This is a genomic window from Promicromonospora sp. NPDC110617 (assembly GCF_055598465.1).
Genome location: NZ_JBVKBM010000002.1, coordinates 334,372 through 360,732, shown reverse-complemented (window position 1 = coordinate 360,732; position 26,361 = coordinate 334,372). Strand labels below are relative to the sequence as shown.

22 protein-coding genes are annotated in these 26,361 nt (G+C 72.8%); 12 read left to right on the top strand and 10 right to left on the bottom strand.

The features are described 5' to 3' along the window. Positions 1-12 precede the first annotated feature (12 nt). Positions 13-1,191 (bottom strand): septation protein SepH, encoded by a 1,179-nt coding sequence (gene sepH / locus ACZ7LE_RS12445; RefSeq protein ID WP_470403578.1) that lies wholly within the window; start codon positions 1,189-1,191, stop codon positions 13-15. A 120-nt stretch (positions 1,192-1,311) separates the two neighbouring features. Here sepH and ACZ7LE_RS12440 point away from each other — a divergent pair, with 120 nt between their 5' ends. Both ACZ7LE_RS12440 and ACZ7LE_RS12435 read left to right on the top strand, forming a co-directional pair. After that, positions 1,312-2,175 (top strand): inositol monophosphatase family protein, encoded by an 864-nt coding sequence (locus ACZ7LE_RS12440; RefSeq protein WP_470403577.1) that lies wholly within the window; start codon positions 1,312-1,314, stop codon positions 2,173-2,175. A 310-nt stretch (positions 2,176-2,485) separates the two neighbouring features. Then, the gene (locus ACZ7LE_RS12435; RefSeq protein WP_020014531.1) at positions 2,486-2,785 is read left to right on the top strand and encodes a DUF4193 domain-containing protein; all 300 of its coding nucleotides are present in this window, start codon (positions 2,486-2,488) and stop codon (positions 2,783-2,785) included. Positions 2,786-2,882: 97 nt separating this feature from the next. On the opposite strand, the gene ACZ7LE_RS12430 is transcribed toward ACZ7LE_RS12435, so the two are convergent. Next, positions 2,883-3,326 (bottom strand): DUF3093 domain-containing protein, encoded by a 444-nt coding sequence (locus tag ACZ7LE_RS12430; RefSeq protein ID WP_470403576.1) that lies wholly within the window; start codon positions 3,324-3,326, stop codon positions 2,883-2,885. Between the two features lie 77 nt (positions 3,327-3,403). Between ACZ7LE_RS12430 and dut the strand changes: the two genes are divergently transcribed. From dut to ACZ7LE_RS12410, 4 genes are all read left to right on the top strand, one after another. Next, the gene (dut, locus tag ACZ7LE_RS12425) at positions 3,404-3,880 is read left to right on the top strand and encodes a dUTP diphosphatase (protein ID WP_470403575.1); all 477 of its coding nucleotides are present in this window, start codon (positions 3,404-3,406) and stop codon (positions 3,878-3,880) included. A gap of 125 nt (positions 3,881-4,005) precedes the next feature. Further along, complete coding sequence (locus ACZ7LE_RS12420) at positions 4,006-4,731, top strand: DUF3710 domain-containing protein (protein WP_397396739.1); 726 nt, start codon at positions 4,006-4,008, stop codon at positions 4,729-4,731. A 15-nt stretch (positions 4,732-4,746) separates the two neighbouring features. Continuing rightward, positions 4,747-5,133: an OB-fold nucleic acid binding domain-containing protein gene (locus ACZ7LE_RS12415; RefSeq protein WP_357476834.1), complete on the top strand. Its 387-nt coding sequence runs from the start codon at positions 4,747-4,749 to the stop codon at positions 5,131-5,133. A 5-nt stretch (positions 5,134-5,138) separates the two neighbouring features. Beyond that, positions 5,139-5,876, top strand: coding sequence for a DUF3159 domain-containing protein (locus tag ACZ7LE_RS12410; RefSeq protein ID WP_470403574.1), 738 nt, complete (start codon positions 5,139-5,141; stop codon positions 5,874-5,876). A 1-nt stretch (position 5,877) separates the two neighbouring features. On the opposite strand, the gene ACZ7LE_RS12405 is transcribed toward ACZ7LE_RS12410, so the two are convergent. Then, positions 5,878-6,543 (bottom strand): potassium channel family protein, encoded by a 666-nt coding sequence (locus ACZ7LE_RS12405; protein ID WP_397396733.1) that lies wholly within the window; start codon positions 6,541-6,543, stop codon positions 5,878-5,880. Next, positions 6,543-7,196 carry a potassium channel family protein gene (locus ACZ7LE_RS12400; protein ID WP_470404548.1) on the bottom strand — a complete coding sequence of 218 codons (654 nt, stop codon included), beginning with the start codon at positions 7,194-7,196 and terminating at the stop codon, positions 6,543-6,545. Before ACZ7LE_RS12400 ends, ACZ7LE_RS12405 begins: the two co-directional genes overlap by 1 nt. A gap of 96 nt (positions 7,197-7,292) precedes the next feature. Between ACZ7LE_RS12400 and ACZ7LE_RS12395 the strand changes: the two genes are divergently transcribed. From ACZ7LE_RS12395 to acnA, 4 genes are all read left to right on the top strand, one after another. Beyond that, entirely contained in the window at positions 7,293-9,290 is a 1,998-nt protein-coding gene (locus ACZ7LE_RS12395; RefSeq protein ID WP_470403573.1) for an APC family permease, read from the top strand. Between the two features lie 72 nt (positions 9,291-9,362). Further along, complete coding sequence (locus ACZ7LE_RS12390; RefSeq protein ID WP_470403572.1) at positions 9,363-10,763, top strand: class I SAM-dependent RNA methyltransferase; 1,401 nt, start codon at positions 9,363-9,365, stop codon at positions 10,761-10,763. A 47-nt stretch (positions 10,764-10,810) separates the two neighbouring features. Continuing rightward, the gene (locus ACZ7LE_RS12385; RefSeq protein WP_470403571.1) at positions 10,811-11,641 is read left to right on the top strand and encodes an SGNH/GDSL hydrolase family protein; all 831 of its coding nucleotides are present in this window, start codon (positions 10,811-10,813) and stop codon (positions 11,639-11,641) included. A gap of 131 nt (positions 11,642-11,772) precedes the next feature. Continuing rightward, positions 11,773-14,517: an aconitate hydratase AcnA gene (gene acnA / locus ACZ7LE_RS12380; protein WP_470403570.1), complete on the top strand. Its 2,745-nt coding sequence runs from the start codon at positions 11,773-11,775 to the stop codon at positions 14,515-14,517. Between the two features lie 252 nt (positions 14,518-14,769). Here acnA and ACZ7LE_RS12375 read toward each other — a convergent pair whose 3' ends face one another. From ACZ7LE_RS12375 to ACZ7LE_RS12350, 6 genes are all read right to left on the bottom strand, one after another. Then, a complete protein-coding gene (locus ACZ7LE_RS12375; RefSeq protein ID WP_470403569.1) occupies positions 14,770-15,657 on the bottom strand; it encodes an arginase family protein in 888 nt (295 codons plus the stop codon). 118 nt (positions 15,658-15,775) lie between these two features. Beyond that, the gene (locus ACZ7LE_RS12370) at positions 15,776-17,662 is read right to left on the bottom strand and encodes a cupredoxin domain-containing protein (RefSeq protein WP_470403568.1); all 1,887 of its coding nucleotides are present in this window, start codon (positions 17,660-17,662) and stop codon (positions 15,776-15,778) included. Between the two features lie 29 nt (positions 17,663-17,691). After that, entirely contained in the window at positions 17,692-21,672 is a 3,981-nt protein-coding gene (locus tag ACZ7LE_RS12365) for a ThuA domain-containing protein (RefSeq protein WP_470403567.1), read from the bottom strand. Positions 21,673-21,706: 34 nt separating this feature from the next. Next, positions 21,707-22,768: a multicopper oxidase domain-containing protein gene (locus tag ACZ7LE_RS12360; protein ID WP_470403566.1), complete on the bottom strand. Its 1,062-nt coding sequence runs from the start codon at positions 22,766-22,768 to the stop codon at positions 21,707-21,709. 353 nt (positions 22,769-23,121) lie between these two features. Beyond that, on the bottom strand, positions 23,122-23,739 hold the full coding sequence (locus ACZ7LE_RS12355) for a hypothetical protein (protein WP_470403565.1): 618 nt from the start codon (positions 23,737-23,739) through the stop codon (positions 23,122-23,124). A 116-nt stretch (positions 23,740-23,855) separates the two neighbouring features. After that, on the bottom strand, positions 23,856-24,797 hold the full coding sequence (locus tag ACZ7LE_RS12350; protein WP_470403564.1) for an alpha/beta hydrolase: 942 nt from the start codon (positions 24,795-24,797) through the stop codon (positions 23,856-23,858). Positions 24,798-24,877: 80 nt separating this feature from the next. Here ACZ7LE_RS12350 and ACZ7LE_RS12345 point away from each other — a divergent pair, with 80 nt between their 5' ends. Further along, positions 24,878-25,510 carry a TetR/AcrR family transcriptional regulator gene (locus ACZ7LE_RS12345; protein ID WP_470403563.1) on the top strand — a complete coding sequence of 211 codons (633 nt, stop codon included), beginning with the start codon at positions 24,878-24,880 and terminating at the stop codon, positions 25,508-25,510. A gap of 51 nt (positions 25,511-25,561) precedes the next feature. Further along, positions 25,562-26,344 (top strand): alpha/beta fold hydrolase, encoded by a 783-nt coding sequence (locus ACZ7LE_RS12340; protein ID WP_470403562.1) that lies wholly within the window; start codon positions 25,562-25,564, stop codon positions 26,342-26,344. Positions 26,345-26,361: the final 17 nt, after the last annotated feature.

Sequence of the window (26,361 nt, the reverse complement as noted above, 5' to 3'; positions counted from 1 at the left end):
GGTCCGCAGGCGCTAGACCTCCGGGCGCGACCCGAACACGATCTCGTCCCAGCTCGGCACCTGCGCGCGGGACTTGCGGCCGCGCTTGGGCGCGGGCCGCTTGGCGGCCGCCGGCTCCTTGTCCGGCACGTTCGCCGGCTCCGGGACCGCGGCGGGCTCGGGTTCCGGCGCGGGCCGCTCCTCCTGGTCCGACGGCGGGGACGACGCCGGACCAGGAGCCGGCACCGGCCCCGGGATCTCCCACTGGCTCGGCCCCTCCCACTCGAGGTCGGCGGGGGAGTCCGGCACCTTGACGGACGGCATCCGTGGGCGGGACCCGCCCCGGCGCGCGCCGATGTCGACGACGGCAGCCGCCGGCTCCGGCGCGGAGGACTCGTCGGGCTCGTCCGGGCTCGCCGCCGAGCCCGGACCAGCCGGCCCGCCGTCCAGGTGGTCGAGCTCCAGCAGGTCGGGCGGCCCGACGTCGGGCGCGGAACGCCGAGAGGGCCGCTGGCCGCGCCGCTCGGAGAGGTTGTCCAGCAGCAGGTCCGTGTCGTCGGGCTCGGGCGGGGCCGGCCGGGAGCCGCGTGCGCCGAGCCGCTGCGGCGGCAGGGTGGCGACGCCGGCGAGGGCCGGGCCCTCGTCGTCCTCGGGGAGGCCGAGCCAGCGCGCCTCGTCGTCGAGCGCCGTGACGAAGCCGCCGCGCGGCTCGAGAGACCAGCGGCCCTCCCGCGGCCGCTCGCCCGCAGTGAACTCGACCCGGACGATCCAGGGGTGGGTGCCCTCCCGGGTGGCGGTCCACCGCGCGTCGTCGGGCCGCACGCCGCGCGAGCGCAGGCGCTCGTCGGCGACCTCGCCGAGCGTGGTGGCGGTGTCGTCGTCGTTCAGCACGGCCTTGGCGCGCACGCGGGAGATCGCGTGCTCGCGCTCGGAGATGACGGGGTACTCGAAGCGCCGCACGTGCTCGACGGGCAGGCCCGAGGCCTCGGCGAGGGCCTCGCAGGTCTCGCCCGCGCGCAGGCGCGCCTGGATCTCGCGCGGACGCAGGGTGGACTCCTCCTGGGCGCGGATCGACTCCATGCGCGGACGGTCGCCACGGAGGGCGGCGCGCAGGGCGTCGGTGATCGGCAGGGTGCTCTGGGTGCCGTCGCGTGCGGCGAGGACGAGGCGTTCACCGTCCTCGTGCAGCCTCACCAGCTCCAGCTCGTCCATGCCAGTCCTCCCGGGGTAGTCCTGTGTGCCGAGCCTGCCACCGAGCGGGGGCGGCGCGGCGCAGGCGCGTCGGTGTGCCGCCGGATCGTAGCCCGCCGGCGGGTGCGGCAGGATGGGCGCGTGATCTCACCCGCACCGCACGCGCTGCCCGACGGCGTCACCGTCACCGCCCTCCGCGACCTCGCCGTCCGCCTCGCGACGGCCGCCGGGACCCTCGTGCGGGAGGGCAGACCCGAGCGGGTCGAGGTGGCCGCGACCAAGTCGAGCGACGTGGACCCCGTCACGGTCATGGACCGCGCCTCGGAGGAGCTGCTGCGCGAGATGATCGCCGCGGAGCGCCCGGACGACGCGATCCTGGGCGAGGAGGGCGACGACGTGCCCGGCACCAGCGGGCTGACCTGGGTGCTCGACCCGATCGACGGCACCGTGAACTACCTGTACGGGGTGGCGTCCTGGGCCGTGTCGGTGGCGGTCGTGGCGGGTCCGCCGGAGCCCGCGTCGTGGACCGTGCTGGCCGGGTGCGTGCACAGCGTCGCCGACGGGCGCACCTGGTCGGCCGGGCTGGGCGAGGGCGCCACGCGCGACGGCGTGCCGATCCGGTCGGGCGCCCCGGCCTCCCTGAGCACGTCCCTGGTGGGTACGGGCTTCGGGTACGACGCCGCGCGCCGGACCGAGCAGGCCCAGGTCCTGGCGCAGGTGCTGCCCCGGATCCGGGACATCCGGCGGCTCGGCTCCGCCGCGATCGACCTGTGCCTCCTCGCGGACGGCTCGCTCGACCTGTACTACGAGCGCGGCCTGAACCCGTGGGACATGGCGGCGGGCGTCATCGTGGCCACCGAGGCGGGCGCCGTCGTGACCGGTCTGCGCGGCCGGCCCGCCGGGAACGCGATGACCGTCGCGGGCCCGCGGGAGCTCGTGGCGCAGCTCGCCGAGATCCTCGAGGCGGCGGACGCGGACGGTGCCGGGAGCGCCGTCCGCGGGTGATCTTTTTTATGACACACCCGTGCAAGAGCGGTCACCGTTGACCAGGGTCAAAAGGCCGAAAACGGGCCGTTGTTGCAGGTCAGAGCGTACGTGACCGGGGTTACACCGGTAGATGTAGCGCGCCTGACAGAAATGGTGCACAATCCGTGGGCCGACTCGGGAACAAAACCGGGGCCGTGTGCATTATCTGCGCGTACACCCGCTTGCGGTCGCTGTTCGACGGTGCTTGCGGTGTCCCGGCCGGGGCGGCGTCGAACCCCGGATGTCCCGAACCCTTCCGGCGCGACCACCTACCGACGGAGAACACCACATGGCAACTGACTACGACGCCCCACGTAAGAACGACGAGGATGTCGAGCAGGACTCGATCCAGGAGCTGCAGGCACGTCGTTCTGACAAGTCCTCGGGCGTTGTGGACGAGGACGAGACAGAAGCGGCCGAGGGCTTCGAGCTCCCGGGCGCCGACCTGTCGGGCGAGGAGCTCGCAGTACGGGTGCTGCCGCGTCAGGCGGACGAGTTCACGTGTTCGAGCTGCTTCCTGGTGCACCACCGCAGCCAGCTGGCCTACGAGAAGGCCGGCCAGATGATCTGCACGGAGTGCGCCGCCTGATCCACCAGGCCTTCGGCACTGACGACACGACCGGGCTGTCATGCGGCGCATGGCAGCCTTCGTCGTACCCGGGCCCGGGGCGGGGCCCGGGACGCCGCTAGTTCGTCAGCGCCTTGACCAGCAGCTCCGGGCGCCGCGTGGAGACGAGCCAGTAGGGGGTGGGGTCTGCCGGGTCGTCGACCGCGACCCGCACCCCGGTGCGTGCCCACGCGCGCAGGCAGACGTAGGCGCGCGCGTCCAGGCCGGGGCCCAGCTCGTGCCGCATCGCGGCCACGTCCAGGGCCTGTGCCGCGCCGAGCAGCGCGACCGGGATCCGGGCGCTCCCGGCGCGCAGGACGCCGTCGGACACCTCCACGACGGGCGACGTCACGGCCAGGGCGACCGCCGACCCGATGCACACCAGGAGCCCGACCGTGACCGCCGCGGCCGCGTGCACGGGCCACAGCGCGATCGCCGCGATGGCGCCCAGACCGACCGTGCCGAGCCAGCCACCGGGACCGGGCAGGAGACGCTCGTGGAAGGTGAGGGTGGTCGCCGTCATGGACACATCATCCCAGCCCCCGGCTGTGCCCCGGCACTCTTGCGGCGGCGCGGGCCCAGGTGGCGTACTCTTCCGGCGTGCCCACCCCTGAGCCAGCTCACGACGGCAGCACGGTCGACGTGCTCATCCGCCTCCTGGACGACGTTCCCGTCCCCGCCTACGCGCATCCCGGTGACGCCGGCGCCGACCTGGTGACCACGGTCGACGTCGAGATCCCGCCGCAGGGGCGGGTGCTGGTGCCCACCGGGGTCTCGATCGCGCTGCCGGACGGCTACGCGGCGTTCGTGCACCCCCGCTCGGGTCTCGCGACGAAGCACGGCGTGACCATCGTGAACGCGCCGGGCACCGTGGACGCGGGCTACCGCGGCGAGATCAAGGTCACGCTGCTGAACACCGACACGACGCAGGCCGTGAAGCTGGTCCGGGGCGACCGGGTGGCGCAGCTCGTGATCCAGAAGGTCGAGCGCGCGCGGTTCGTGCCCGCGCAGACCCTGCCCGGTTCGCACCGGGGCGACGGCGGCTTCGGCTCCAGCGGCGGTTTCGCCGGGCGCTGAACGCGTGTCCAGTTCGGCGCCGGACAGGTCTAGGCTGTAAGTAACGAGCGGATAACGCCGCCCGGCGCGGTAATGCGCGCGCCCGGGTGAGGCGAGCAATCGACGAACGACGAAGGAGTGTGGCTGTGGGTCTGTTCAGCCGACGAGGTACGGCGGATGAGCCCGCCTCGGTCGAGTGGGCGTCGGTGGAGGCCGAGCAGCAGAAGCGGCCCCACGGACCCTTCGACCGGTCCCAGGTGGACGAGATGGGCCCCCGGGTCGACCTCGGCGCCATCTGGCTGCCGGTGATGCCCGGTCTCGAGCTCCGCATGGAGATCGACAAGAAGACGCAGAAGGTCACCGGGGTGACGGCCGCGCTGGAGGGGTCCAACCTCCAGATCCAGGCGTTCGCCGCGCCGCGCACCGAGGGCATCTGGGACGAGATCCGGCACGAGATCGCGCAGTCCGTCAGCGGGCAGGGCGGCATCGTGGACGACGTGCCCGGCGTGTTCGGCCGTGAGCTGCTGGTGCGCATGCCCGTGACGGGCCCCGACGGGCAGCCCGGCCAGCGGCCGGCGCGGTTCGTGGGCGTGGACGGGCCCCGCTGGTTCATCCGCGGCGTGCTCGCGGGGCGCGCGGCGCTGGACGCCGAGGCGGCCAAGCCGCTGGAGTCCGTGTTCGCGAACATCGTCGTGGTGCGGGACCAGAGCCCGCGCCCGCCGCGCGACCTGCTGCCCCTGGCGCTGCCGAAGTCGGCGCGCAAGGATGGTGCACAGCCGGCGCAGGAGCCGGCCGGTCCCCAGGGCGCCACGCCGCAGATGTCGGACTTCAACCCGTTGCGTCGCGGCCCCGAGATCACCCAGATCGGCTGACGAGGTGAACCACTGATGGGACTCCGTTCGGCACTCGCCTCCCGCATCGCGGCGACGCTGGCCTCGAACGAGGAGGTCAGCGACACCGCGGAACGCGCGGACGCCTCCAAGAACATCGGCTGCGCGGCGGTCACGTCCGTGCCGACCCGTTCCCGGGGCAAGGTCGCGGGCGTGCTGCGCTCGGTCGTGCTGCGCCCGCGCGAGGGCGTGCCCACCCTGGAGGCGGAGCTGTTCGACGGCTCCGGCGCGCTCGACCTCGTGTGGCTCGGCCGTCGCACCATCGAGGGCATCGAGCCGGGCCGCCGGATCCGGGTCGAGGGCATGGTCTGCGACGTCGACGGGCGGCGCACCATGTTCAACCCGCGGTACGAGCTGAGGCCCCGCCCGGGCGAGGCACAATAGCCCCCATGAGCGATCCCGCACGTCCTGACGTGCCCCCGCAGCCTTCCGCAGAGACCCCCGCGCGCGGCATGCGCGCCCTGGCCGGCGACGAGTTCTCGGCCGCGCAGGCCGTGGGCGGGGTGCGCGGCCTGGTCGAGGCGGTGCTGCCCGGCCTGGTGTTCGTGGTCGCGTTCGTGATCACGAACGACCTGACCGTCCCGTTGATCGCGTCGGTGGTCGCCGCCCTGGTGCTCGTCGTGGCGCGCCTGGTGCAGCGCACGCCGGTCACGCAGGCGCTCGGCGGCCTGCTCGGCATCGCCGTCGGCGTGGTGTGGGCCTGGACGTCCGGCGACGCGGAGGACTACTACGCGGGCGGCCTGCTGCTCAACGCCGGCTACCTCGTGGTGCTGCTCGGCACGATCCTCGCGCGCCGCCCCGCCGTCGGCTACGTGGTGGAGGCGCTGCGCGCCGGCCTGACGCCGGAGGCCGTGAAGGCCGACGCGGACCGCCCGGACGACCAGCCCTCGGCCTTCGCCGCGCTGACCGCCTGGCGGTCCGACCCGGCCAAGATGCGCATGTACTCGATCGCCACCTGGCTCTGGGTGGGGCTGTTCGCCCTGCGCCTGGCGGTCAAGACGCCCCTCTACTTCGCGGGCGACGTGGCCTGGCTGGGCACGTTCCACCTGCTGCTCGGCGTGCCGCTCTGGGCGCTCGTGCTGTACCTGACCTGGTACGTCGTGCGCCGGCCGAAGGCCACGGCCTGAGCTAGCCCTTCGGGACCAGCAGCTTCTGCAGCGCGTCCGTGTCGGCGTCCGAGCCGGCGACCAGCAGCAGCTCGTCGCCGGCCTCCAGGGTGTCGTCCGGGCTCGGCACCAGCGGGCGGCCGTCACGCACGATCGTCGAGAGCGTGACGTCCGCCGGCCACACGACCTGGCCCACGCGCGTCCCCGCGACCCGCGAGTCGGCGGGCAGCGTCAGCTCCAGGATGTCGGCACGCGACTGGCTGAAGCTGAAGATCTTCACGAGGTCGCCGACGGCCACGGCCTCCTCGACCATCGCGGTCATGATGCGCGGGGTCGAGACGGCGACGTCCACGCCCCAGGACTGGTCGAACATCCACTCGTTCTTCGGGTTGTTCACGCGCGCGACGGTGCGCGGCACCCCGAACTCCGTCTTGCCCAGCAGGGAGAACACCAGGTTCACCTTGTCGTCGCCGGTGGCGCCCACGACGACGTCGGCCTGCTCCAGCTCGGACGCCTCCAGCGCGGGCAGCTCGCACGCGTCCGCCAGAACCCACTCCGCCTCGGGGACCTGCGAGACCCGCATGGCCGCCGGGTTCTTGTCGATGAGGGTGACCTCGTGCTCGTGGCTCAGCAGCTCGCGGGCGATCGAGCGGCCCACGGAACCGGCCCCGGCGATGACGACGCGCATCAGTCCTCCTCGGCGGTCGGCGCGGCGGTGAGGATCCGCTCGATCTCGGCGGACCGGTCGGCCGCCATGAGCAGGTGGAGCACGTCGTTCTCCTGGAGCACGATGTCGGGCGTCGGCAGGATCGCCGACGAGTAGCGGGTCACGAAGGCGACCCGCGCCCCCGTGGCGGCCTCGATGTTGAGCACGGGGCGGCCGACCCACCGCCGGTGGTAGTCGATCTGCGCGAGCCGGACCGTGCCGGACGGGTCGCGGTACTCGTCGACGAAGCCCAGCGGCAGCATGCGGCGCAGCACCTGGTCCGCCGTCCAGCGCACGGTCGCGACGGTTGGGATGCCGAGCCGCTGGTAGATCTCGGCGCGGTGCGGGTCGTAGATCCGGGCCACGACGTTGTCGACCCCGTACGTCTCCCGGACCACGCGCGCGGACAGGATGTTGGAGTTGTCGCCGTCGGACACCGCCGCGAACGCGTACGTGTCCTCGATCCCCGCCTGCACGAGCGTGTCGCGGTCGAAGCCCACCCCGGTCACCTTCTTGCCGGAGAAGTCCGCGGGCAGACGCCGGAACGCGTCCGGGTTCTGGTCGATGACGGCGACGGAGTGCCCGCGGCCCTCGATCTCCTGGGCGAGGCTGGAGCCGACGCGGCCGCAGCCCATGATGACAAAGTGCACGGACGGAACGCTACCGCGCCGGGGGTGACGATGGTGCGCCGGGTGCGCCGGAGGCCATCGACGGGCATAGAGTCTTCCAACGTGTCGGACATCGTCGATGCGGCCAAACGACTTCTGGTCGGCCGCCCCATGCGCAGCGAGAGCTTGGGGCACACGCTGCTGCCCAAACGCATCGCGCTGCCGGTGTTCGCATCGGACGCGCTCTCGTCGGTGGCGTACGCCCCGGACGAGATCCTGCTGACCCTGTCCCTAGCGGGTATCGCGGCCCTGACGTTGTCGCCCTGGGTCGGTCTTGCCGTGGTCGTGGTGCTGCTCATCGTGGTGGCGTCCTACCGGCAGAACGTGCACGCCTACCCCTCGGGCGGCGGCGACTACGAGGTCGCCACGACCAACCTCGGCCCGTCGGCGGGCATCGGCGTCGCCTCCGCGCTGCTGGTGGACTACGTGCTCACCGTGGCCGTGTCGATCTCGTCGGCGGCCCAGTACGCCTCGGCCGCCATCCCCGGGCTGCGCGGGCACGAGGCGCTCGCCGCCGTCATCGCGGTGGTGCTGCTCACCCTGGTCAACCTGCGCGGGGTCAAGGAGTCGGGCACGGCGTTCGCCATCCCGACCTACTGCTACATGGCGATCATCGGGGCCCTCATCGTCACGGGCGCGTTCCGCTTCTTCTCCGGCACGCTGCCCCAGGCCCAGAGCGCGGAGTTCGAGCTGTCCGCCGAGGCCGCCTTCGACCAGGGCCTGGTGGGCATCGCGGGCGCGTTCCTGCTGGCCCGGGCGTTCGCGTCCGGCTGCGCCGCCCTGACCGGCGTCGAGGCCATCAGCAACGGCGTGCCGGCGTTCCGCAAGCCCAAGTCGCGCAACGCCGCCACCACGCTGCTGCTGCTCGGCACCATCTCCGCGACGATGATCATGTCGATCCTCTTCCTGGCCCAGGCCACGGGCGTCCAGTTCGCGGAGGACCCGCACGAGCAGCTCACGCTGAACGGCCAGCCCGTCTCGGACCACTACGTGCAGATCCCGGTGATCGGCCAGCTCGCCGAGGCGGTCTTCTCGGGCTTCCCGCCGGCCTTCTACGCGGTCTCCGCCGTGACGGGCCTCATCCTGGTGCTGGCCGCGAACACGGCGTTCAACGGGTTCCCCGTGCTCGGCTCGATCCTCGGCCGCGACGGCTACCTGCCGCGCCAGCTCCACACCCGCGGCGACCGGCTCGCGTTCTCCAACGGCATCATCACCCTCGCCGTCGCGGCGATCGTGCTGATCGTGGTGTTCGACGCCGAGGTCACCCGGCTCATCCAGCTCTACATCGTGGGCGTGTTCGTCTCCTTCACGCTGTCCCAGCTCGGCATGCTGCGGCACTGGACGCGCGGGCTGCGCACCGAGCCCGACCCCGCGGCGCGCAGCCAGATGAAGCGCTCGCGGCTGGTCAACGGCGTCGGGTTCGGACTGACCGGCATCGTGCTGATCATCGTGCTGCTCACCAAGTTCACGCACGGCGCCTGGATCGCCATCCTGGCGATGACCGTGCTGTACGTGCTCATGCGCGCCATCCGCAAGCACTACGACCGCGTGCGCGACGAGCTGGAGCTCGACGACGTGTCCGCGGCGCGGGCGCTGCCGAGCCGCGTGCACGCCGTCGTGCTGGTCTCCAAGGTGCACAAGCCGACCATGCGCGCCCTGGCCTACGCGCGGGCCGCGCGGCCCAGCGTGCTGGAGGCCGTCAGCGTGGGCGTGGACCGCGAGGACGTCGAGAAGCTCACCGCCGAGTGGGAGGCCCTCGACCTGCCCGTCCCGCTGCGCATCCTGGACTCGCCGTTCCGCGAGATCACCCGCCCGGTGGTCAAGTACGTGCGGTCCGTGCACCGCGAGTCGCCGCGCGACCTCGTGATCGTCTACATCCCGGAGTACGTGGTCGGGCACTGGTGGGAGCAGCTCCTGCACAACCAGTCGGCGCTCCGGCTCAAGGGCAGCCTGCTGTTCACGCCCGGCGTCGTGGTGGCGTCCGTGCCGTGGCAGCTCGCCTCGACCCGCGGGCAGACCGGCCTGGAGGGTGACGCCTTCCTGCGCGGCCGCCGGATGTGACGCCGCAGGATGTGACGCAGCCGCGCCGGTGACAGGCCGGGTCCGGGCGGGCCGTGGGCGATACTTGAGCACATGCCCCGCAACCCCGACCGTCGCACCGCGCCCGCAGACCCCGAGCAGGGCGGCCGCCCGCGCCGTCGTCCCCAGCGTTCCCCGCGGCCCGGCCGCGCGCGGCGCGTGAGCGACGCCGCCCCGGGGCCGGAGGTGGGGCAGGAGTTCGAGCTGGAGGTCGGCCCCGTGGCCCACGGCGGCCACTGCGTGGCCCGCCTGGACGGCCGCGTCGTGTTCGTGCGCCACACCCTGCCGGGGGAGCGGGTCCGCGCCCGCGTCACCGAGGGCGGCCCGACCTTCTGGCGCGCCGACGCCGTCGAGGTGCTCCAGGCGTCTCCCGACCGCGTCGAGCCCCTGTGGCCCGCCGCCGGGGCCGACGGCGTGGGCGGCGGCGAGTTGTCCCACGTCGCCCTGCCCGCGCAGCGCCGCTGGAAGACGGCCGTGCTCGTCGAGCAGCTCCAGCGCCTGGCGCGCATCGACGCCGACTGGCTCGCCGAGCACGTCACGGTCGAGGCGGCGCCCGGCGACGACGAGCGCCGCGGCCTGCACCACCGCACCCGGATCGACCTGGTGGCTGACGCCGGGGGCCACGCGGGCATGCGCAAGCACCGCTCGCACGACGTCGTCGCGCTGAAGAAGATGCCGCTGGCCTCCGCCGAGCTGGCCGCGTTCGCGGTGGCCGAGGACGTGTTCACCCGCACCTGGACGCCGGGCACCCGGCTGGAGCTCGTCGCGCCGTCCGAGGGTGACCCGGTGCTGCTGGTGGACGGCGAGCCGTGGCGCCGCGGCCGGCCGGACTCCCGGCCCAACGCCCGCCGCGCCGTGACGGAGGTCGTGACCGGCCCGTGGGGCACCCATCGCTACCGCGTGGCCGCCGACGGGTTCTGGCAGGTGCACCGCGAGGCTCCGGCCGTGCTGACGGGCGCCGTGCTGGACGCCGCCGGCGCGAGCGCGGGGGAGCTGGCCGGGGCGACCGTGCTGGACCTGTACTCCGGCGCCGGTCTGTTCACGCTCCCGCTGGCGGACGCCGTCGGGCCCGAGGGCCGGGTGGTCGCCGTCGAGGGCGACGAGCGCGCCGTGAAGGACGCCCGCCGCAACGCGCACGCGTACGCCCAGGTGGAGCTGCAGCTGGGCGCCGTGGACCGGGTGCTCGCGGGCGGGCCGGGCGAGGCCGACGTGCCCGCCGCGGACGTCGTGGTGCTGGACCCGCCCCGCTCGGGCGCCGGACGAGCCGTGGTGGACGCGATCGCGGCCCGCGAGCCCCGCCGCGTGGTCTACGTCGCCTGCGACCCGGCGGCGCTCGCGCGCGACGTCGGCTACCTCGCGGCGCACGGGTACGCGCTGACGGGCGTGCGCGCGTTCGACCTGTTCCCGCACACCCACCATGTGGAGGCCGTCGCGGTGCTGGACCGGCAGGGCTGACCGGACGATGGACGAAGCCCCAGGTCAGTGCGCATAGGATGCGCACCGTGAAGCGGTGGCTGGTGAGCGGCGGGATCGCCGTGTCGGTGGTGGCGGCGTTCGCCGTCGCCGTGCTGGTGGGCATGGTCCTGGGGGCCGGCGGCATCGCCGTGGGCGGTCCGGGCGGGGCCTCGGTGCCCGCGCCGCGGGGCGCGCCGAAGGTCTGGGCCGACGCCGGGTCGCCGTCCCCGTCCCCGTCCGTGTCGCCGTCCCCGGTGGCCGAGAAGGAGCCGGTGGCCCTCTTCGTCGGCGACTCCTACACGGTGGGTCAGGGCGCGACGTCGCCCGAGCTGCGGTGGAGCACGCTCGTGTCCGAGAAGATGGGCTGGCGCGAGCTCAACGTGGCCGACGGCGGCACCGGGTTCGTCAAGGGCAACCCCGAGCTGGACAAGCTCAACTACCCCGCCCAGCTCCGGTCCGTGCCGCGCGGGAGCGTGGACATCGTGGTGATCGCCGGCGGGCAGAACGACTTCAAGGACCTGCAGGCCGAGCCCGGGCCGGTCTTCGCGGCCGTGGCGGACACGTACGCTCTGGCCGAGCGGCGCTTCCCGGACGCCGAGATCGTGTCGGTCGGGCCCTCCACCCCCTGGGCGGTCGGCCTGGAGGCGCGCGCCCTGGACAGCGCCGTGCGGGCCGCGGCGGCCGCGGCGGAGGCCACGTACGTGTCGCTGCTGGACCCCAACATCGTCCAGGGCCGCCTGGTGCACGAGGACGGGATCCACACGACCGACGCGGGCAACGCCGCGATCGCCCGGCGGGTCGTCCGGACGCTCCAGGCGCCCGCGGCCGAGCAGGAGGAGACGGGCGCCCACCCGGCAGATATCTTGACGTCAAGATAAATGCGTTATGCTGGCTCCAGCAGCCCGGCCTAGGCTGGGTGAAGCCCCCTGGAACCCATGCGGCGGCTCCTTCGCGCGATGACCGCGCCTGTGAGAGCCGACGCACCGTCAGCCCCGCAGAAGGAGCCCGAGTGAGCACCGTGGACACGTTCGGATCAAAGGGAACGCTGGAGGTCTCCGGCAAGTCCTACGAGATCTTCCGGCTCAGCGCGGTCGAGGGCGTGGAGCGCCTCCCGTACTCGCTGAAGATCCTCGCCGAGAACCTCCTGCGCACCGAGGACGGCGCGAACATCACCGCCGACCACGTGCGTGCCCTCGCGTCCTGGGACCCGGACGCGCAGCCCGACACCGAGATCCAGTTCACGCCGGCGCGCGTGATCATGCAGGACTTCACCGGCGTGCCCTGCGTCGTGGACCTCGCCACGATGCGTGAGGCCGTCGCCGCGCTCGGCGGCGACGCCACGAAGATCAACCCGCTGGCCCCCGCCGAGATGGTCATCGACCACTCCGTGCAGATCGACGTCGCCGGCCGCGCCGACGCCTTCCAGCGCAACGTCGAGTTCGAGTACCAGCGCAACCACGAGCGCTACCAGTTCCTGCGCTGGGGCCAGACGGCGTTCGACGACTTCAAGGTCGTCCCGCCGGGTACCGGCATCGTGCACCAGGTCAACATCGAGTACCTGGCCCGCACGGTCATGACCCGCGAGGTGAACGGTGCGCTGCGCGCCTACCCCGACACCTGCGTCGGCACCGACTCCCACACCACGATGGTCAACGGCCTGGGCGTGCTGGGCTGGGGCGTCGGCGGCATCGAGGCCGAGGCCGCGATGCTCGGCCAGCCCGTCTCGATGCTCATCCCGCGCGTCGTCGGCTTCAAGCTGAGCGGCTCGATCCCGGCGGCCGTGACGGCCACCGACGTCGTGCTCACGATCACGCAGATGCTGCGCCAGCACGGTGTGGTCGGCAAGTTCGTCGAGTTCTACGGCGAGGGCGTGGCCCAGGTGCCGCTCGCGAACCGCGCCACCATCGGCAACATGTCGCCGGAGTTCGGCTCGACGGCCGCGATCTTCCCGATCGACTCGGTCACGGTCGACTACCTGCGCCTGACGGGCCGCTCCGAGGAGCAGCTCGCCCTGGTCGAGGCGTACGCCAAGGAGCAGGGCCTCTGGCTCGACGCCGACTCGGCGGAGCCGGTCTTCTCCGAGTACCTCGAGCTCGACCTGTCCACGGTCGTGCCCTCGATCGCCGGGCCGAAGCGCCCGCAGGACCGCATCGAGCTGACGAACGCCAAGGCCGCGTTCACGCGTGACCTGCCCACCTACGCGCCCGACGTCCTGGACCAGGTCGACGAGGCCGAGAAGGAGTCGTTCCCCGCGTCCGACTCGCCGGCCATCACGCCCAACGGCCGCAAGCACGTGCACGTCACGAACAGCGACGGCAAGGAGTTCGAGCTGTTCCACGGCGCGGTCGCGATCGCCTCGATCACGTCCTGCACCAACACGTCGAACCCGTCGGTCATGCTCGCCGCGGCGCTGCTCGCCAAGAACGCCGTCGAGAAGGGCCTCGTGTCCAAGCCGTGGGTCAAGACCTCCATGGCGCCGGGCTCGCAGGTCGTGACCAACTACTACGAGAAGGCCGGCCTCTGGCCGTACCTCGAGAAGCTGGGCTTCCACCTGGTGGGCTACGGCTGCGCCACCTGCATCGGCAACTCCGGCCCGCTGGACGAGAAGGTCTCCGAGGCCGTCAACGAGCACGACCTGTCGGTCGTCTCGGTGCTGTCGGGCAACCGCAACTTCGAGGGCCGCATCAACCCGGACGTCAAGATGAACTACCTGGCGTCCCCGCCGCTGGTCATCGCGTACGCCCTGGCCGGCACCATGGAGTTCGACTTCGAGCACGACCCGCTGGGCCGCGACGAGGCCGGCAACCCCGTGTTCCTGCGCGACATCTGGCCGTCGCCGGACGAGGTCCAGGCGACCATCGAGTCCTCGATCGACCGCAAGATGTTCGAGTCGGACTACGCCGACGTCTTCAAGGGCGACGAGCGCTGGGCCGCGCTGGAGACGCCCGAGGGCGACACCTTCGCCTGGGACAGCGAGTCCACCTACGTGCGCAAGCCCCCGTACTTCGACGGCATGGGCATGACGCCGGAGCCCGTCACCGACTTCTCCGGCGCCCGCGTGCTGGCCAAGCTCGGCGACTCGGTCACGACCGACCACATCAGCCCGGCCGGCTCCATCAAGCCGGACAGCCCGGCGGGCAAGTACCTCGCCGACCACGGCGTGGGCCGTCGCGACTTCAACTCCTACGGCTCGCGCCGCGGTAACCACGAGGTCATGATCCGCGGCACGTTCGCGAACATCCGCCTGCGCAACCAGCTCCTGAACGACGTCGAGGGTGGCTTCACCTTCAACTTCGTGAAGAACGCGCAGGACACGATCTACGACGCCGCGCAGGACTACGCCGCGGCCGGCACCCCGCTCGTGGTGCTCGGCGGCAAGGAGTACGGCTCCGGTTCCTCGCGCGACTGGGCCGCCAAGGGCACCGCGCTGCTGGGCGTCAAGGCCGTCATCACCGAGAGCTTCGAGCGGATCCACCGCTCCAACCTCATCGGCATGGGCGTGCTGCCGCTGCAGTTCCCGGCCGGCCAGAACGCCGAATCGCTGGGCCTGGACGGCACGGAGACGTTCGACGTCACCGGCGTGACCGCGCTGAACGAGGGCGTCACGCCCGAGACGGTCAAGGTCACGGCGACCAAGGGCGACGGCTCGCAGGTCGAGTTCGACGCCGTGGTCCGCATCGACACCCCGGGCGAGGCCGACTACTACCGCAACGGCGGCATCCTGCAGTACGTGCTCCGGTCGCTCGTCGCCTGAGCCGGAGGTGCAGCGCAGGGTGGGGGCCGAGGTACGAGGCACGCGCCCGGAGCGGAACCGCAGGCTCAGGCGACCAACAAGGAGAGCCTGAGTTCGAGGTGCAGCGCAGGGTGGGGGCCGAGGTACGAGGCACCCGCCCGGAGTGGAACCGCAGGCTCAGGCGACAGAAGGCAGAGCTTGGCCTCCTGAGCTGACCGACCGACGGCGCCCCGTCCCTCCTCGCGGAGGGGCGGGGCGCCGTCGTTCCCGGGCTCAGGAGACGGCGAGCGCCCCCGCCAGCAGCCGGACGACGCCGCGCAGGCCCGCCTCGTCCGCGTGGTCGGGGTTGACCTCGACGCACGTCATGGCCCGCAGGCCCGGGTCGGCGGCGAGGGTGCGCAGCGCGCGGTCCAGCGTGGCCGGGACCAGGCCGCGGCCGTACGTCGGGACGTCGGCCACGGGGAGGGTCAGGAAGTCGAGCACGTCGACGTCGAGGTGCAGCACGAACGGGGTGCCGCCCACGGCGGCGAGGGCGCGCCGGGCGGCGTCCTCCGGGTCGGCGAGCACTTGCGCGGCGGGGATGCGCACCGCGGGGACGAGTCCGTGGACGTCCTCCTCGTCGTCGGAGTACCCGAGGTAGACGAGCCGGTCGGCGGTCAGCAGGGGGCGCCGGTGACCGGCCGCGGCGAGCGGTGGCCAGGCGCCGGGCAGGTCGAGAAGGTGGGCCACGCCCATCGAGTCGAGGATCGGCTCGTCGGGATGGTCGGGCGGGAGCTGGAGGTCCTGGCCGCCGTCCACGTACACGAGGGCCACGTCGGGGTGCCGCTCCGCGACGGCGTCGACCACCCCGAGGGCGACCGTGCACTCCCCGCCGAGCACGAGGGCCCGCTCGCCCCGGGCCAGGACCGCGTCGACGCGCCGCCGCACACCGCGCAGGCCGTCGATCACGCGGCCGACGTCGTTGGGTTCGCCCGGCGCGCGGTGCGCGCGCCACGTCGCGGTCGGCAGGTCGCCGTCGTCCCGGACGTCGACGCCGGCGGCCGCCAGGGCGTCGAGCAGCCCGGCTGCGCGCAGGGCGGCCGGGGCCTTCTCCAGCCCGCGGGAGTGCGCCGCGGCGCTGGACGGTACACCGACAACTGCCCAACCGGCCGTGGACGCCATGCGACCAGTGTGCCCGGGGCAGGTGCGGCACACCAGGGAGAACGGCGGAGCGGACCGCCTGCCCGGGGGCAGACGGTCCGCTCCGTCTCAGGGTCGTGCCTGTCCTGCCGGGCGGGTGCTACCGCCCGACGTCGGACTGGCGGGCAGCCCGGACCAGCTTCGTCACCTCCTGCGCGGTCAGCACGTCGGCGTCGTCGAGCTGGTCGGCGACCTGGGTCACGTGGCTCACGAACGCGCTGTGGCTGACCCACCCGCCGTCCGCGTCGACCAGGTCGGCGACCGTGCACCCGTTGCCGGTGTCGTAGTTGGTCACCTTGCTGTCCTTGTTCCCGACGATCACCGTGGGGCGCTCGTCGGAGACGGGGCAGGCATCGATCGCGCCGCGTGCGACGTCGAACCGCAGGGTGCCGGTCCGGGTCACGTTGCCCGCGTTGTCGGTGGCCCGGTACGCGAACGCGTGCGACCCGGGCTCCGTGACCTCCACGGCGCCGGTGTACTCCCGGAAGGCGGTGTCGTCGAGCGCGTACTCGATGAACGCCACCCCCGACTCGTCGTCCCGGGCGGTGATGGTGACCGTCGCGGACCCGAGGTAGGCACCCTCGTCGTCCTGGTCGCCGTCCACCTGGGCGGACGCGATGGGCTGCGTGGTGTCCGGCGGGTCCTGCCCGTCCACCACGACCAGGTCCACGCTCCCGGGCTCGGACGTGTTGCCGGCCGCGTCGGTGGCCCGGTAGCGCAGGGTGTGCGCGCCGGTCACGTCCACGACCACGGGCTCCGTGTAGGCCGTCCAGCCGTCGCCGTCCAGGTCGTACTCGACGGACTCGACGCCCGACCCGGCGTCCTCGGCCAGGATCGCGACCGTCGCCGACGCGACGTACGCGCCGTCGTCGTCCTGCTCGCCCGTCACCTGGGTCGTGACGGTCGGCGCGGTCTCGTCCACCGGGGGTGCCTCGACCACGGTGAACGTGGCCGAACCCGGCTCCGAGACGTTGCCGGACCGGTCCGTGGCCCGGTAGGCCACGGTGTGCTCGCCCGGGGTGTCGACGACGACGGGCGTGGTGTACGCCGCCCAGCCGGCCCCGTCGAGGTCGTACTCGATGCCCGCCACACCCGATCCGGGGTCCCTGGCCGTGAGGTTCAGGGTCCCGGACCCGATGTAGGCGCCGTCCGCGTCGAGGTCCCCGGTCACCTCGGCGGTGACCACCGGCGGCGTGGTGTCCTCGCCGTCGGGGGCGACGACCGTGACGTGCAGCATCTCCGGCTCGGAGACGTTGCCCGCCACGTCGGTGGCCCGGTACTCCAGCATGTAGGTGCCGGGCTCGTCGAGGACGACGGGGGCGGTGTACGGGGTGTACCCGGCCCCGTCCAGGTCGTACTCGACGGACTCGACGCCCGAGCCGTCGCCGTCGTCGGCCGCGAGGCTCACGCTCGCGGAACCGATGTAGGCGCCCTCGTCGTCCTGGTCCCCGGCGACGTCCGCCGTCACCGTGGGAGCGGTGGTGTCGTCACCGCCGCCGCCCTCGGTGACCACGAGCTCGCCCACCATGGTGCCGTGCCCCGGGATCGCGCAGAAGTACCGGTACGTGCCCGGGGTCAGGTTGACCTCGGCCTCGTAGCGGCCGCCGTTGGCGTCCAGGGGGTTGGCCAGGATGTCGAGGGTGACGTCCTGGTTGTAGCCCGGGGTGCCGGTGTCGAACGTCAGGGTGTGGGACATCCCGATGTTGTTGCCGGTCGCGGTGCTGTTCTCGAACACGATGGTGGTCGGCCCGGCGGCCGCCGTCGTGGGTGCGGACGCGTACGCCGAGACGCTCGCGCTCGCGGTGAAGGTCAGCACCTGGTCGGCCTGGGCCTCGGCCGCGCTCGCCTGGCCGGCGGCCCGGTCCGGCGCGACGTCGGCGACGGGCTTGACCGTGGTGATCTCGTCGGCCGTGGCGGGTGCCAGCGGCAGCGCCACGAGGGCGCCGACCGCCGCCACCGCCAGCAGGCGGGACAGCCTGTGTCGCATGGGTGTTCCTCTCGTCTTCGCGGGCCTGGTCACAGGTCACGCACCCGGATGTTGCGGAACTCCATGGCGTCCGCGTCGCTGTGGTTCTGCAGACCGATGAAGCCGCGCAGGAACTGCCGCAGGTCGGTCGGCGGGTCGCCGGCGCGCGAGGACTGCTTGCCCGGCGAGTTCTCGAACTCGTTGATCACCTCGCCGTTGCGGATGATCGTGTACTGCTGGCCGACCACCTGGATCTCGTAGGTGTTCCACTCGCCCTTCGGGGTGGTCCGGGCCTGCTCCAGGGTGTTGGGGTCGAAGTTGTACACCGAACCCGTCTTCTGGACCTCGCCCGTGGGGCCGTCGTAGAGCTGGATCTCGTGGCCGCAGTAGATCGCCACCCAGGCCTCGGCGTCGGTGCCCTGCCCGCACTCGGGCCGGTCGTCACGTGCCACCCGCGGGTCGGGGAACCGCGTGAAGACGCCGCTGTTGGCGAACCGTCCCTCCGGCGCGACGTCCTTGAACTCCAGCTTCAGCGAGAAGTCGCCGAGCTCCTCACCCGGGTGCCAGAGCATGCCGAGCCCGCCGGTGGCCAGGATCGACCCGTCGTCCTTCAGGTCGAACTTGCCGCCCGGGGCCTGCCGCCAGTTGGCGAGCTGCTCGGCCGTGCCGTCGAACAGCCACCGGTACCCGGTGCTGCCCTCGGCGCCCACACCGGACGACTTCGCCGTGCTGATCAGCTTCTTGCGCTCGGCGACCGTGATGACCTTGTCGGCCCGGAGCTGGTCGGCCACGGCCGTGACGTGGTTGACGAACCGGCCGTTCGTGTCCCACTCCCGCTCGTCCTCGATCAGGTCGTTGATCGTGCAGCCGCCCAGGTCGTCGTTGGTGACGCCGCTGTCCTTGTCACCCAGGAACACGGTGCCCCGGTCGTCCGGGATGGTGCAGGTGGTCTCGGCGGCGACCTCGACCGTGGACGTCTCGCCGTCGGCGTAGGTCACCGTCAGCGTGGCGTCGTAGCTGCCCACGCGGGCGTAGGTGTGCCGCGGGTTGGCCTCGGTCGAGGTGCTCCCGTCCCCGAAGTCCCAGGCGTAGGAGACGCCGCCCGAGCGGTCACCCGTGAAGGCGACGGTCAGCGGGGAGCTCTGCACGCTGGCGCCGGACGCGGCCGGCACCGGGGTCGGAGCACCGCCCGTGTAGCTGATCCGGACGAGCTTCTGGTTGGGGTGCAGCGAGAAGAAGCCGCCCGCGTAGTCCAGCAGGTACAGGGCGCCGTCCGGACCGAACTTGGCGTCCATCCAGCTCTGCACCTGCTCGTTGCCCGCGCCGCCCTGGATGATCTTGCGCAGGTCCTCGGCGAAGACCGGGGGACCGGCCTCCTCCACCGTGTCCGGGTTCACCGTGACGGCGATCCGGTTGCTCGCGTTCGACTGGTCGCCGATGAACCACTTGTTGTCCCAGTACGCGGGCCAGGCGACGCCGCTGTCGGTGTCCACCTCGGACCGGTGGTACGTGGGACCGTCCATCACGGCCTGACCGCCACCCCGCAGGTACGGCATCGTGTAGGTGGCCTCCTCGTCGACGTACGACGGGATGCCGTTCTCACCCTTCGGGAAGACCGGGCCGCCGCCGCTCGGGGAGTACCAGATCATGTTGTCGCGCACGGGCGGCAGGTCCACCAGGCCGGTGTTGCGCGGCGAGGTGTTCTTCGGGTGGTCGCAGTCGTACCAGCCGGTCAGCACCGTGGCGTCCTCGTTGCTGCGGTCGCGGTAGGGCTGCCGGTTACCCATGCAGTAGGGCCAGCCCTGGTTGCCCGCCGAGGTGATGATGGTCGCGGTCTCGTACTTCGCCGGCCCGAGCTCCGGGTCCGGCGCACCCGCGTCCGGTCCCACCCAGGCCGCCGTCAGCCAGTCGTTCTTCTTGTCGTAGGCCAGGCGCGAGATGTTCCGCACGCCCATCACGTAGATCTCCGGGCGCGTCTTGTCACCCGGGTCGTCCGCCTCGGGGAACAGGTTGCCCTCGGGGATCGTGAACGTGCCGTCGTCCTCCGGGTGGATCCGCAGGATCTTGCCGTTCAGGTCGTTCGTGTTGCCGGCCGTGCGGCGCGCGTCCTGGAACGAGAGGCCCGCGAACTCCTGCGTCCAGTTGTTGCCGGAGTAGCCGTTCGACCCGCCCGAGGAGTTGCTGTCGCCGGACCCGATGTACAGGTTGCCGTCGTTGTCGAAGTCCATGCCGCCGCCCGCGTGGCAGCAGCTGTGGATCTGCGTCTCCCAGTGCAGCAGGTCCTTGCGGGTGGACTGGTCGATCGTGTCGGCCGCCGCGTCATAGGTGAAGCGCGAGACCGTGCGCTGGCCCACGCGCCGCTCGACGTCGATCGACTCGTGCGGCATCCAGTAGGCGTAGATCCAGTGGTTGTCCTCGAAGTCCGGGTCCAGCGTGATGCCGAGCAGACCCTCCTCGTTCTTGACCAGCTCGCTGCCACTGCCGCGGTTGCCCATCACGTCGAGCGTGGTCAGCAGCTTGGTCTCGCCCGCCTCGGGGTCCCAGCGGTGGATCGTGCCGCAGCCCAGCCCCACGTTCGGGTCGTCCCACGAGACGATCGGGCCGGACGGGCACGCGCCCTTGCCGACGTAGAAGACGCCGCCGTCGGGCGCGACCGTGAGCCCGTGCGGCTCACCGATCTGGTCGAGCGTGCCCGCGGTGTTCTGCGCGGTCAGCCGCTCGGTCTCGTAGTTCGCCGCGATGGTCGCCTGGCAGTCGCCGCGCACCATGCCCGCCGCCCAGAGCAGGCCGCCGAGCAGGTGGTCACGGAAGCCCTCCTCCGCGTAGCTCTCCGCGGTGCCGCCCATGCCGGTGTAGAACGAGCGGCCGCCGTCGTAGTCGCGGCACCACGAGATCGGGTGGAAGGCGCCGTTCGCGGCCTCGCCCGGGTCGTAGTCCCACTCCTGCACCTGCGCCACCGTGTGCACCTCGCCGATCGGGTTCGGCGACCAGTTGAGCCACCGGTCCGCACGGGTCCAGTTCAGGGGCAGCCCGTCGTTGGCGGGGTGCGCGCGGTCGACGACGTTCACCGTCGCCTCCTGCACCGGCACCTCGGGGTCCGGCTCCTCCTCGCCCGAGGTGTCGAAGAGCTGGATCTCGGCGAGCTGGGTGAGGTCCTCGCCCGCGTTCGCCGTGATGTCCAGCCGGTAGTGCTGGTAGGCCACGTCGTTGTCGAGCTCGTAGTCGTTCGTGACGAACCGGTCCGGGAAGTCCTCGCCCTCCCGCGTGTCCAGGTCGGTCCAGGTCTCACCGTCCGTGGAGCCCTGCAGCGTCCAGTCCTGCGGGTCGCGGCCCTCGGAGTCGTTGGCCGAGGTGAGCGCGTACCGGGCGGCCGCGAGCGGCTCCGCCAGCTCGAGCTCGATCCACGCCGTCGGCTCGAACGCCAGCCACTTGGTGCGGGAGTCGCCGTCGATCAGGTTGGCGGCCACCTCGTTCGGCGGGTTCTCGGCGCTCGCGGTGGCGCTCGCCACCGGCAGCGGGTCGGGCAGGTTGCCCGCGGGCCGCGTGCCGATCAGGCCCGTGAACCACTGCGAGCGGGCCTGGGCCCGCGCGGCGTCGCGGACGCCGAGGAACCCGCCGCCGCCCTGCACGTAGGCCTTGAGCGCGTCCTCCTGCGCGGTGCTCAGCTCGACGCCCTCGGCGGACAGGAAGACGACCCCGCGGTACTCCGCGAGGTTCTTGGCCGTGAACACCTTCGGGTCGCTGGCCGTGTGCACCGTGAAGCCGTTCTCGGCGCCGAGCTCCCGGATGGTCCGGGTCGCGACGGCGACCGGGTCGGCCTGGTCGGCGGCCGCGCCGTGGAACACGAGCACGGTGGGCTCGGCCGCGGCCGTCGTGGCGGTGGCCACGGGTACGGCGGCCGCCGGGGCGGTCCCGACGGCGGTGTCGACCGCCGTGGCGCTCCGCTGGGCCGCGGCCGGCGTCGTCGACATCGTGGCGACGAGGGCGGCGCCGGCCACCGCGGCGATGATGCCTCTTCGGGTTCGTTCCATCACTGCTCCTTTGCGCGTGAACGGGGAGTAGGGGTCAGTGGCCGGCATGGGCCGCCGCTCCGGTCTCGGTCTCGGTGGCGGACATGTCGCTCATCGTGTGGCCGCCGTGCTCGTGGAACCGGTCGATCGCCGCCTGGGCGCCGGCGGGCATGCTGCCGTCGGCGTTGCGCACCAGGAAGATCCCGGCCATGCCGCCGTCCGAGTGGAACTGGACGTGGCAGTGGTACATCCACGCGCCCGCGCCCACGCCCTCGCCCGCCACGACCTGGAACCCGAACGAGGAGCCGGGGTTGAGGTCGCGGGTGTCGATCACCCGGGTGGGATCGTCGGGGCCGGTCAGGTAGCCGGTGCGGTTGTCCGCCCAGCGGTGCGCGTGCACGTGGAACGTGTGGAGCTGGTCCCCGTGGCCGATCGCGATGAACTCGACCTTCTCGCCCTTGTTCGCCTCCAGCATCGGGGTGTCGGGCGCGACCTTGTTGTTGATCGTCATGTCGTTGAACACGACGGTGTGCTGGCGGTCGGGCAGCGTGTCGCCCGCGCGCCGCACCACGAGGGCGCCGTACAGGCCCGCGCGGAGCCCGGGGGTGCCGTGCTCCCCGCCCATCGCGTGGTCGTGGTAGTGCCAGTAGCCCGCGGAGCCTGCCATCCAGGTGCCGTCGGTGCGCTGCTTCGGCTTGTGGCTCTTCCAGACGTAGGTGCGGGTCTCGCCGGGCTCGTTGAACGAGTCGTTGAAGGGGCTGCCGTCCGAGTCGGTCGCGTAGTCCACGCCGTGCGGGTGGATCGACAGGCGCTTGTCGGTGGTGTTCACGAGCTCGACCTGGAGGGTGTCGCCCTCCCACATCTCCAGCACCGGGCCGGGGATGGTGGCCTTCCCGGGCGTGAGCCCGTAGCCGTACTGGCCGCCGGGCAGCGCCTCGGCGTACACGGTGATGTGCCGGGTCGTGCCCAGGGCCGCCGTGGACACGGCGGCGGCCGAGTCGGAGCCGAGCGCCAGCGCCGCCGTCGGCGCCATGAGCCCGGCGAGGGTACCGGTCAGGATCGAGCGGCGGGACACGCCGCCGGACTGGGTTGGGGCGTCAGTGCTGTTCTCGGGCATGGGTCTCCGTTCGACACCGTCGGGCAGGCGGGAGTGCCGTCCCGGCGAGACAGAAGTGCGGGAGGGGACGGGCTCAGGCGCGCGAGGCCGGTGGCGTCGACGCGGTGAGTGACAGCGTTGTCACGAAGGTGGACCTCATCGTCGTTCCCTCCAGGGGTGCGTCACGTGGTCGTCGGCGACGGCGGCCACGCCCCCGTGGCAGGACGTACTCCACCGGGTGACTTCCCGAACATAGGAGGACTTATGCCGACTGTCAAGCAAAAGGTGGACAAACGGCGACAGGATTCGTCTATGCGACCAAGCAAAGATTTCGGTGGGTCGGAGTGGGGCGGGTCGTGGCGGGTCGAGCCGCCTCAGGCGAGCGCGAGCAGCAGCCACGCCGCGGTCGCGACCAGGGTGGTCCCCGTCAGCAGGCCCGTCAGCGGGTGCGCGAGCGCGGCGGTGGAGCGGTGGCCGCGCGGCCGGGTGACCAGGCGGAGGATCCAGCCGAGCGGCCAGGCGAGGAGCGCGGCCGCGAGCCCGGCCGCGGCGCCGAGGTACAGGTTCGGCACGGCAAGCGTGTTCGCGACGACGCCCACCTGGATCGCCGTGGACACCGCCACGACCGTCGGGATCACGTGCAGCCGGGACTTGCCGGTGGTCACGCCGGCCTTGTCCGCGTCCTTGGCGGCGGCCCGCGCCCTGCGGTACCTGCTCGCGATCATGCCGGTGCACAGCCGGGTCAGGCCGCCGTGCACGAGGAGCGCCGCCACGTAGATGCTCACGACCCGGCCGGTCACCACGCTGCCGTCGGGCCAGGCGCGGGCCGCGACCAGGGCGCCGAGCGCCGCGACGACGACGGCGAGCACCACGCCCGCCACGGGCAGGAGTCGGGACCACGGCCCGGAGTGTCGCACGGTCCAGGCGAACCAGAGGGCCGCCAGGACGCTGACCACCGTCGCTGCGAGGGCGCCGTCGCTCGTGTGCTCCATCGTCGTACCTCCGGTTTGAAATGGGTATAAACCGGACAGCAGGGTACGACGTCTTTGCAGGTCAGAGAAGGTTTCCGGTATCCGTCTGGTGATGTCGGCAGGAGTTCACGCGGCGTTCACCGCGCGGGCGGCCGGTGGGCCGGCACGCGATCGGTGCGGGCCGGCGCCGCGAGGTGGTCGAGGACCCTGGACCGGACCGCCCGGTCGCCGAGGATCTTGTTGTGCCCGAGCCCGGTGGTGGTGAACAGCTCGCTCGAGCCCGCATGTGCCTCGTGGAGCTGGACCGACAGGTGGTGCGGGTTCACCCGGTCGCCGTCGTCGTGCAGCCAGAGGGTCGGTACGGAGGCGGGGACGGTGTGCCGCACCAGGTCGAAGCGCTCGATGACGCCCGGGTGGTCGGGCAGCCCGTGCCGCTGGACGGCGCTCGCGAAGGCGTCGCGCAGCGCCCAGGGGAGCCCGGCCTGCCGGACGAAGCAGTCGGTCGTGACCCGGACCGAGGTGAGGCCGGAGATCGCGACGAACCGCTCGGCCCGGACGCCCTCGTGCAACGCGATGCCCGCGCCGAGCACCCCGAGCGAGTGGCCGACGACGCCGGCCCACGGCGCGTCCTCGGCGTCGGACAGCCGGCGGATGACGGCCAGGTCGTCGAGCCCGGTGCGCCGCTGCCCGCCGGAGGCCCCGTGGCCCGGCGCGTCGTACGCGACGACCCGGAGGCCCGCTGCGGTGAGGTCCTCGATGACGCGCCCGAATGCCGACGCGCGGGAGCGCCAGCCGTGGACCAGCAGGACCGCGGGCGCGCCCGGGTCGCCCCAGGAGTAGGTGGCGACCGTGGCGGTCCCGCCCGCGCCGAGGCGGCCGTCCCGGCCGTGGCGGAACGTCGGGCGGTGCTCGATCGCGGTGCGCCGCGCCGAGTCGTGGACGGCCTGGTCGGCGGGCCGGACCGGGGCCGGTGCGCCGACCCGCCAGTAGGTGGCCGCGCCGAGCGCCAGGGCGGCCGGCGGCGCGACGCGGCCGAGGGTGCGGAACAGGGCGCGGGCTGCGTGCTGGGTCTGGGGCACGGGGACCTCCGGGAGGCGAGAAGTATCTGTACGGACGTTCGCACACTATCCAATGAGCGAACGGTCGTACACTCTCTTTCGTGAGCTCGCCGACCGATCTGCGCCGCCTGCGCGGCGACCGTACGCGCCGCGCCGTGCTGGACGACGCCGTCCAGGAGGCGTCCGTGCGCGGGCTGGACGCGCTGTCCTTCGGCGCGCTGGCGGCGTCGGCCCCCGTCAACAAGAGCGCGATCGCCGGGCTGTTCGGGTCCAAGGAGCAGCTGCAGCTCGCCGCCGTGGAGCGGGCGGCCGAGATCTACACGGAGCACGTCGTGGTCCCGGCGCGGTCCGCCGCCCGCGGCCTGGACCGGGTCTGGGCGCTGGTACGGGCCTGGACCGAGTACTCGCGGGCGCGGGTGTTCCGCGGCGGGTGCTTCTTCCGCACGGTCGAGATCGAGTTCGACATGCGCGACGGCGCAGTGCGGGACGCCGTCGTCGCCGCGCAGCGGTCCTGGGAGTCCTACCTGGAGCACCAGGTGCGGCTCGCGGTCGCCGCCGGCGAGCTGGCCCCGGAGACCGACGCGCCTCAGGTCGTGTTCGAGATCGACGCGCTGCTCTACGCCGCGAACGACAGGTCGCTGCTGTTCGGCGACGACGGCGTCTACGCCCGGACGATCGAAGGGGTGCGCGGCGTGCTGGCGGCGCGCGGCGCTGATCTCGCCGCATTACGGTAGAAACGTTCAATTGTTTCAAACCCGTATACATACCGTCGTTACCCTCTGTTCATGGCGATGTGGCAGGAAGTTCCCGGCGGCACCTCCCAACCACCCGCGGCCGTCGAGCTCGTCACGACCAGATGGGGCGCCGGCCCGGGCCGGGCGCTGCTCCTGCACGGTATCGTGTCCGCCGGGGCCACCTGGTGGCGGCTCGCCGAGACCCTCGCCGACGACGGCTACGAGGTCGTGGCCCCGGACCTGCGCGGGCACGGGGCCAGCCCCCGGGCCGACTCCTACCTGCTCGCCGACCACGTCGCCGACGTCCGCGCGCTGGGCTCCGGCTGGGACCTCGTGGTGGGGCACAGCCTGGGCGGCCTGCTCGGCGCGCTGGCCGCCGACGCCGACCGGCGGTTCACCCGCCGGCTCGTGCTGCTCGACCCCGCGCTCGACGTCGAGGAGGACCGGTTCGAGGCCGTCGCCGAGGCGGAGATCCGGGACGCCACGAACCCGCCGTCGACCCGGTCGGTGCAGGGCGCGCACGCGGCCTGGGACCGGAGGGACGCGGCGGCCGTGGCCGCCGCCGCGAAGGCCGCCGACGCCGCGGCCGTGGCGCACACCCTGCGCGACAACGCACCCTGGCGGCACACCGCCGTCGTCACCCGCCTGACCGTCCCGACGCTCGTGCTGGGCGCCGACCCCGCCCGCGGCGCGCTGTTCCAGCCCCGCACCGGCGTCGAGCTGATGATCCGCAACCCGAGCGTGCGGGCGCGCGTCGTGGTGGGCGCCGGGCACGCCGTGCACCGGGAGCGGCCGTCGGCCGTGGCGACGGCCGTGCGGTCGTTCCTCTGGTGACCCGTTCCCCCGGCGCG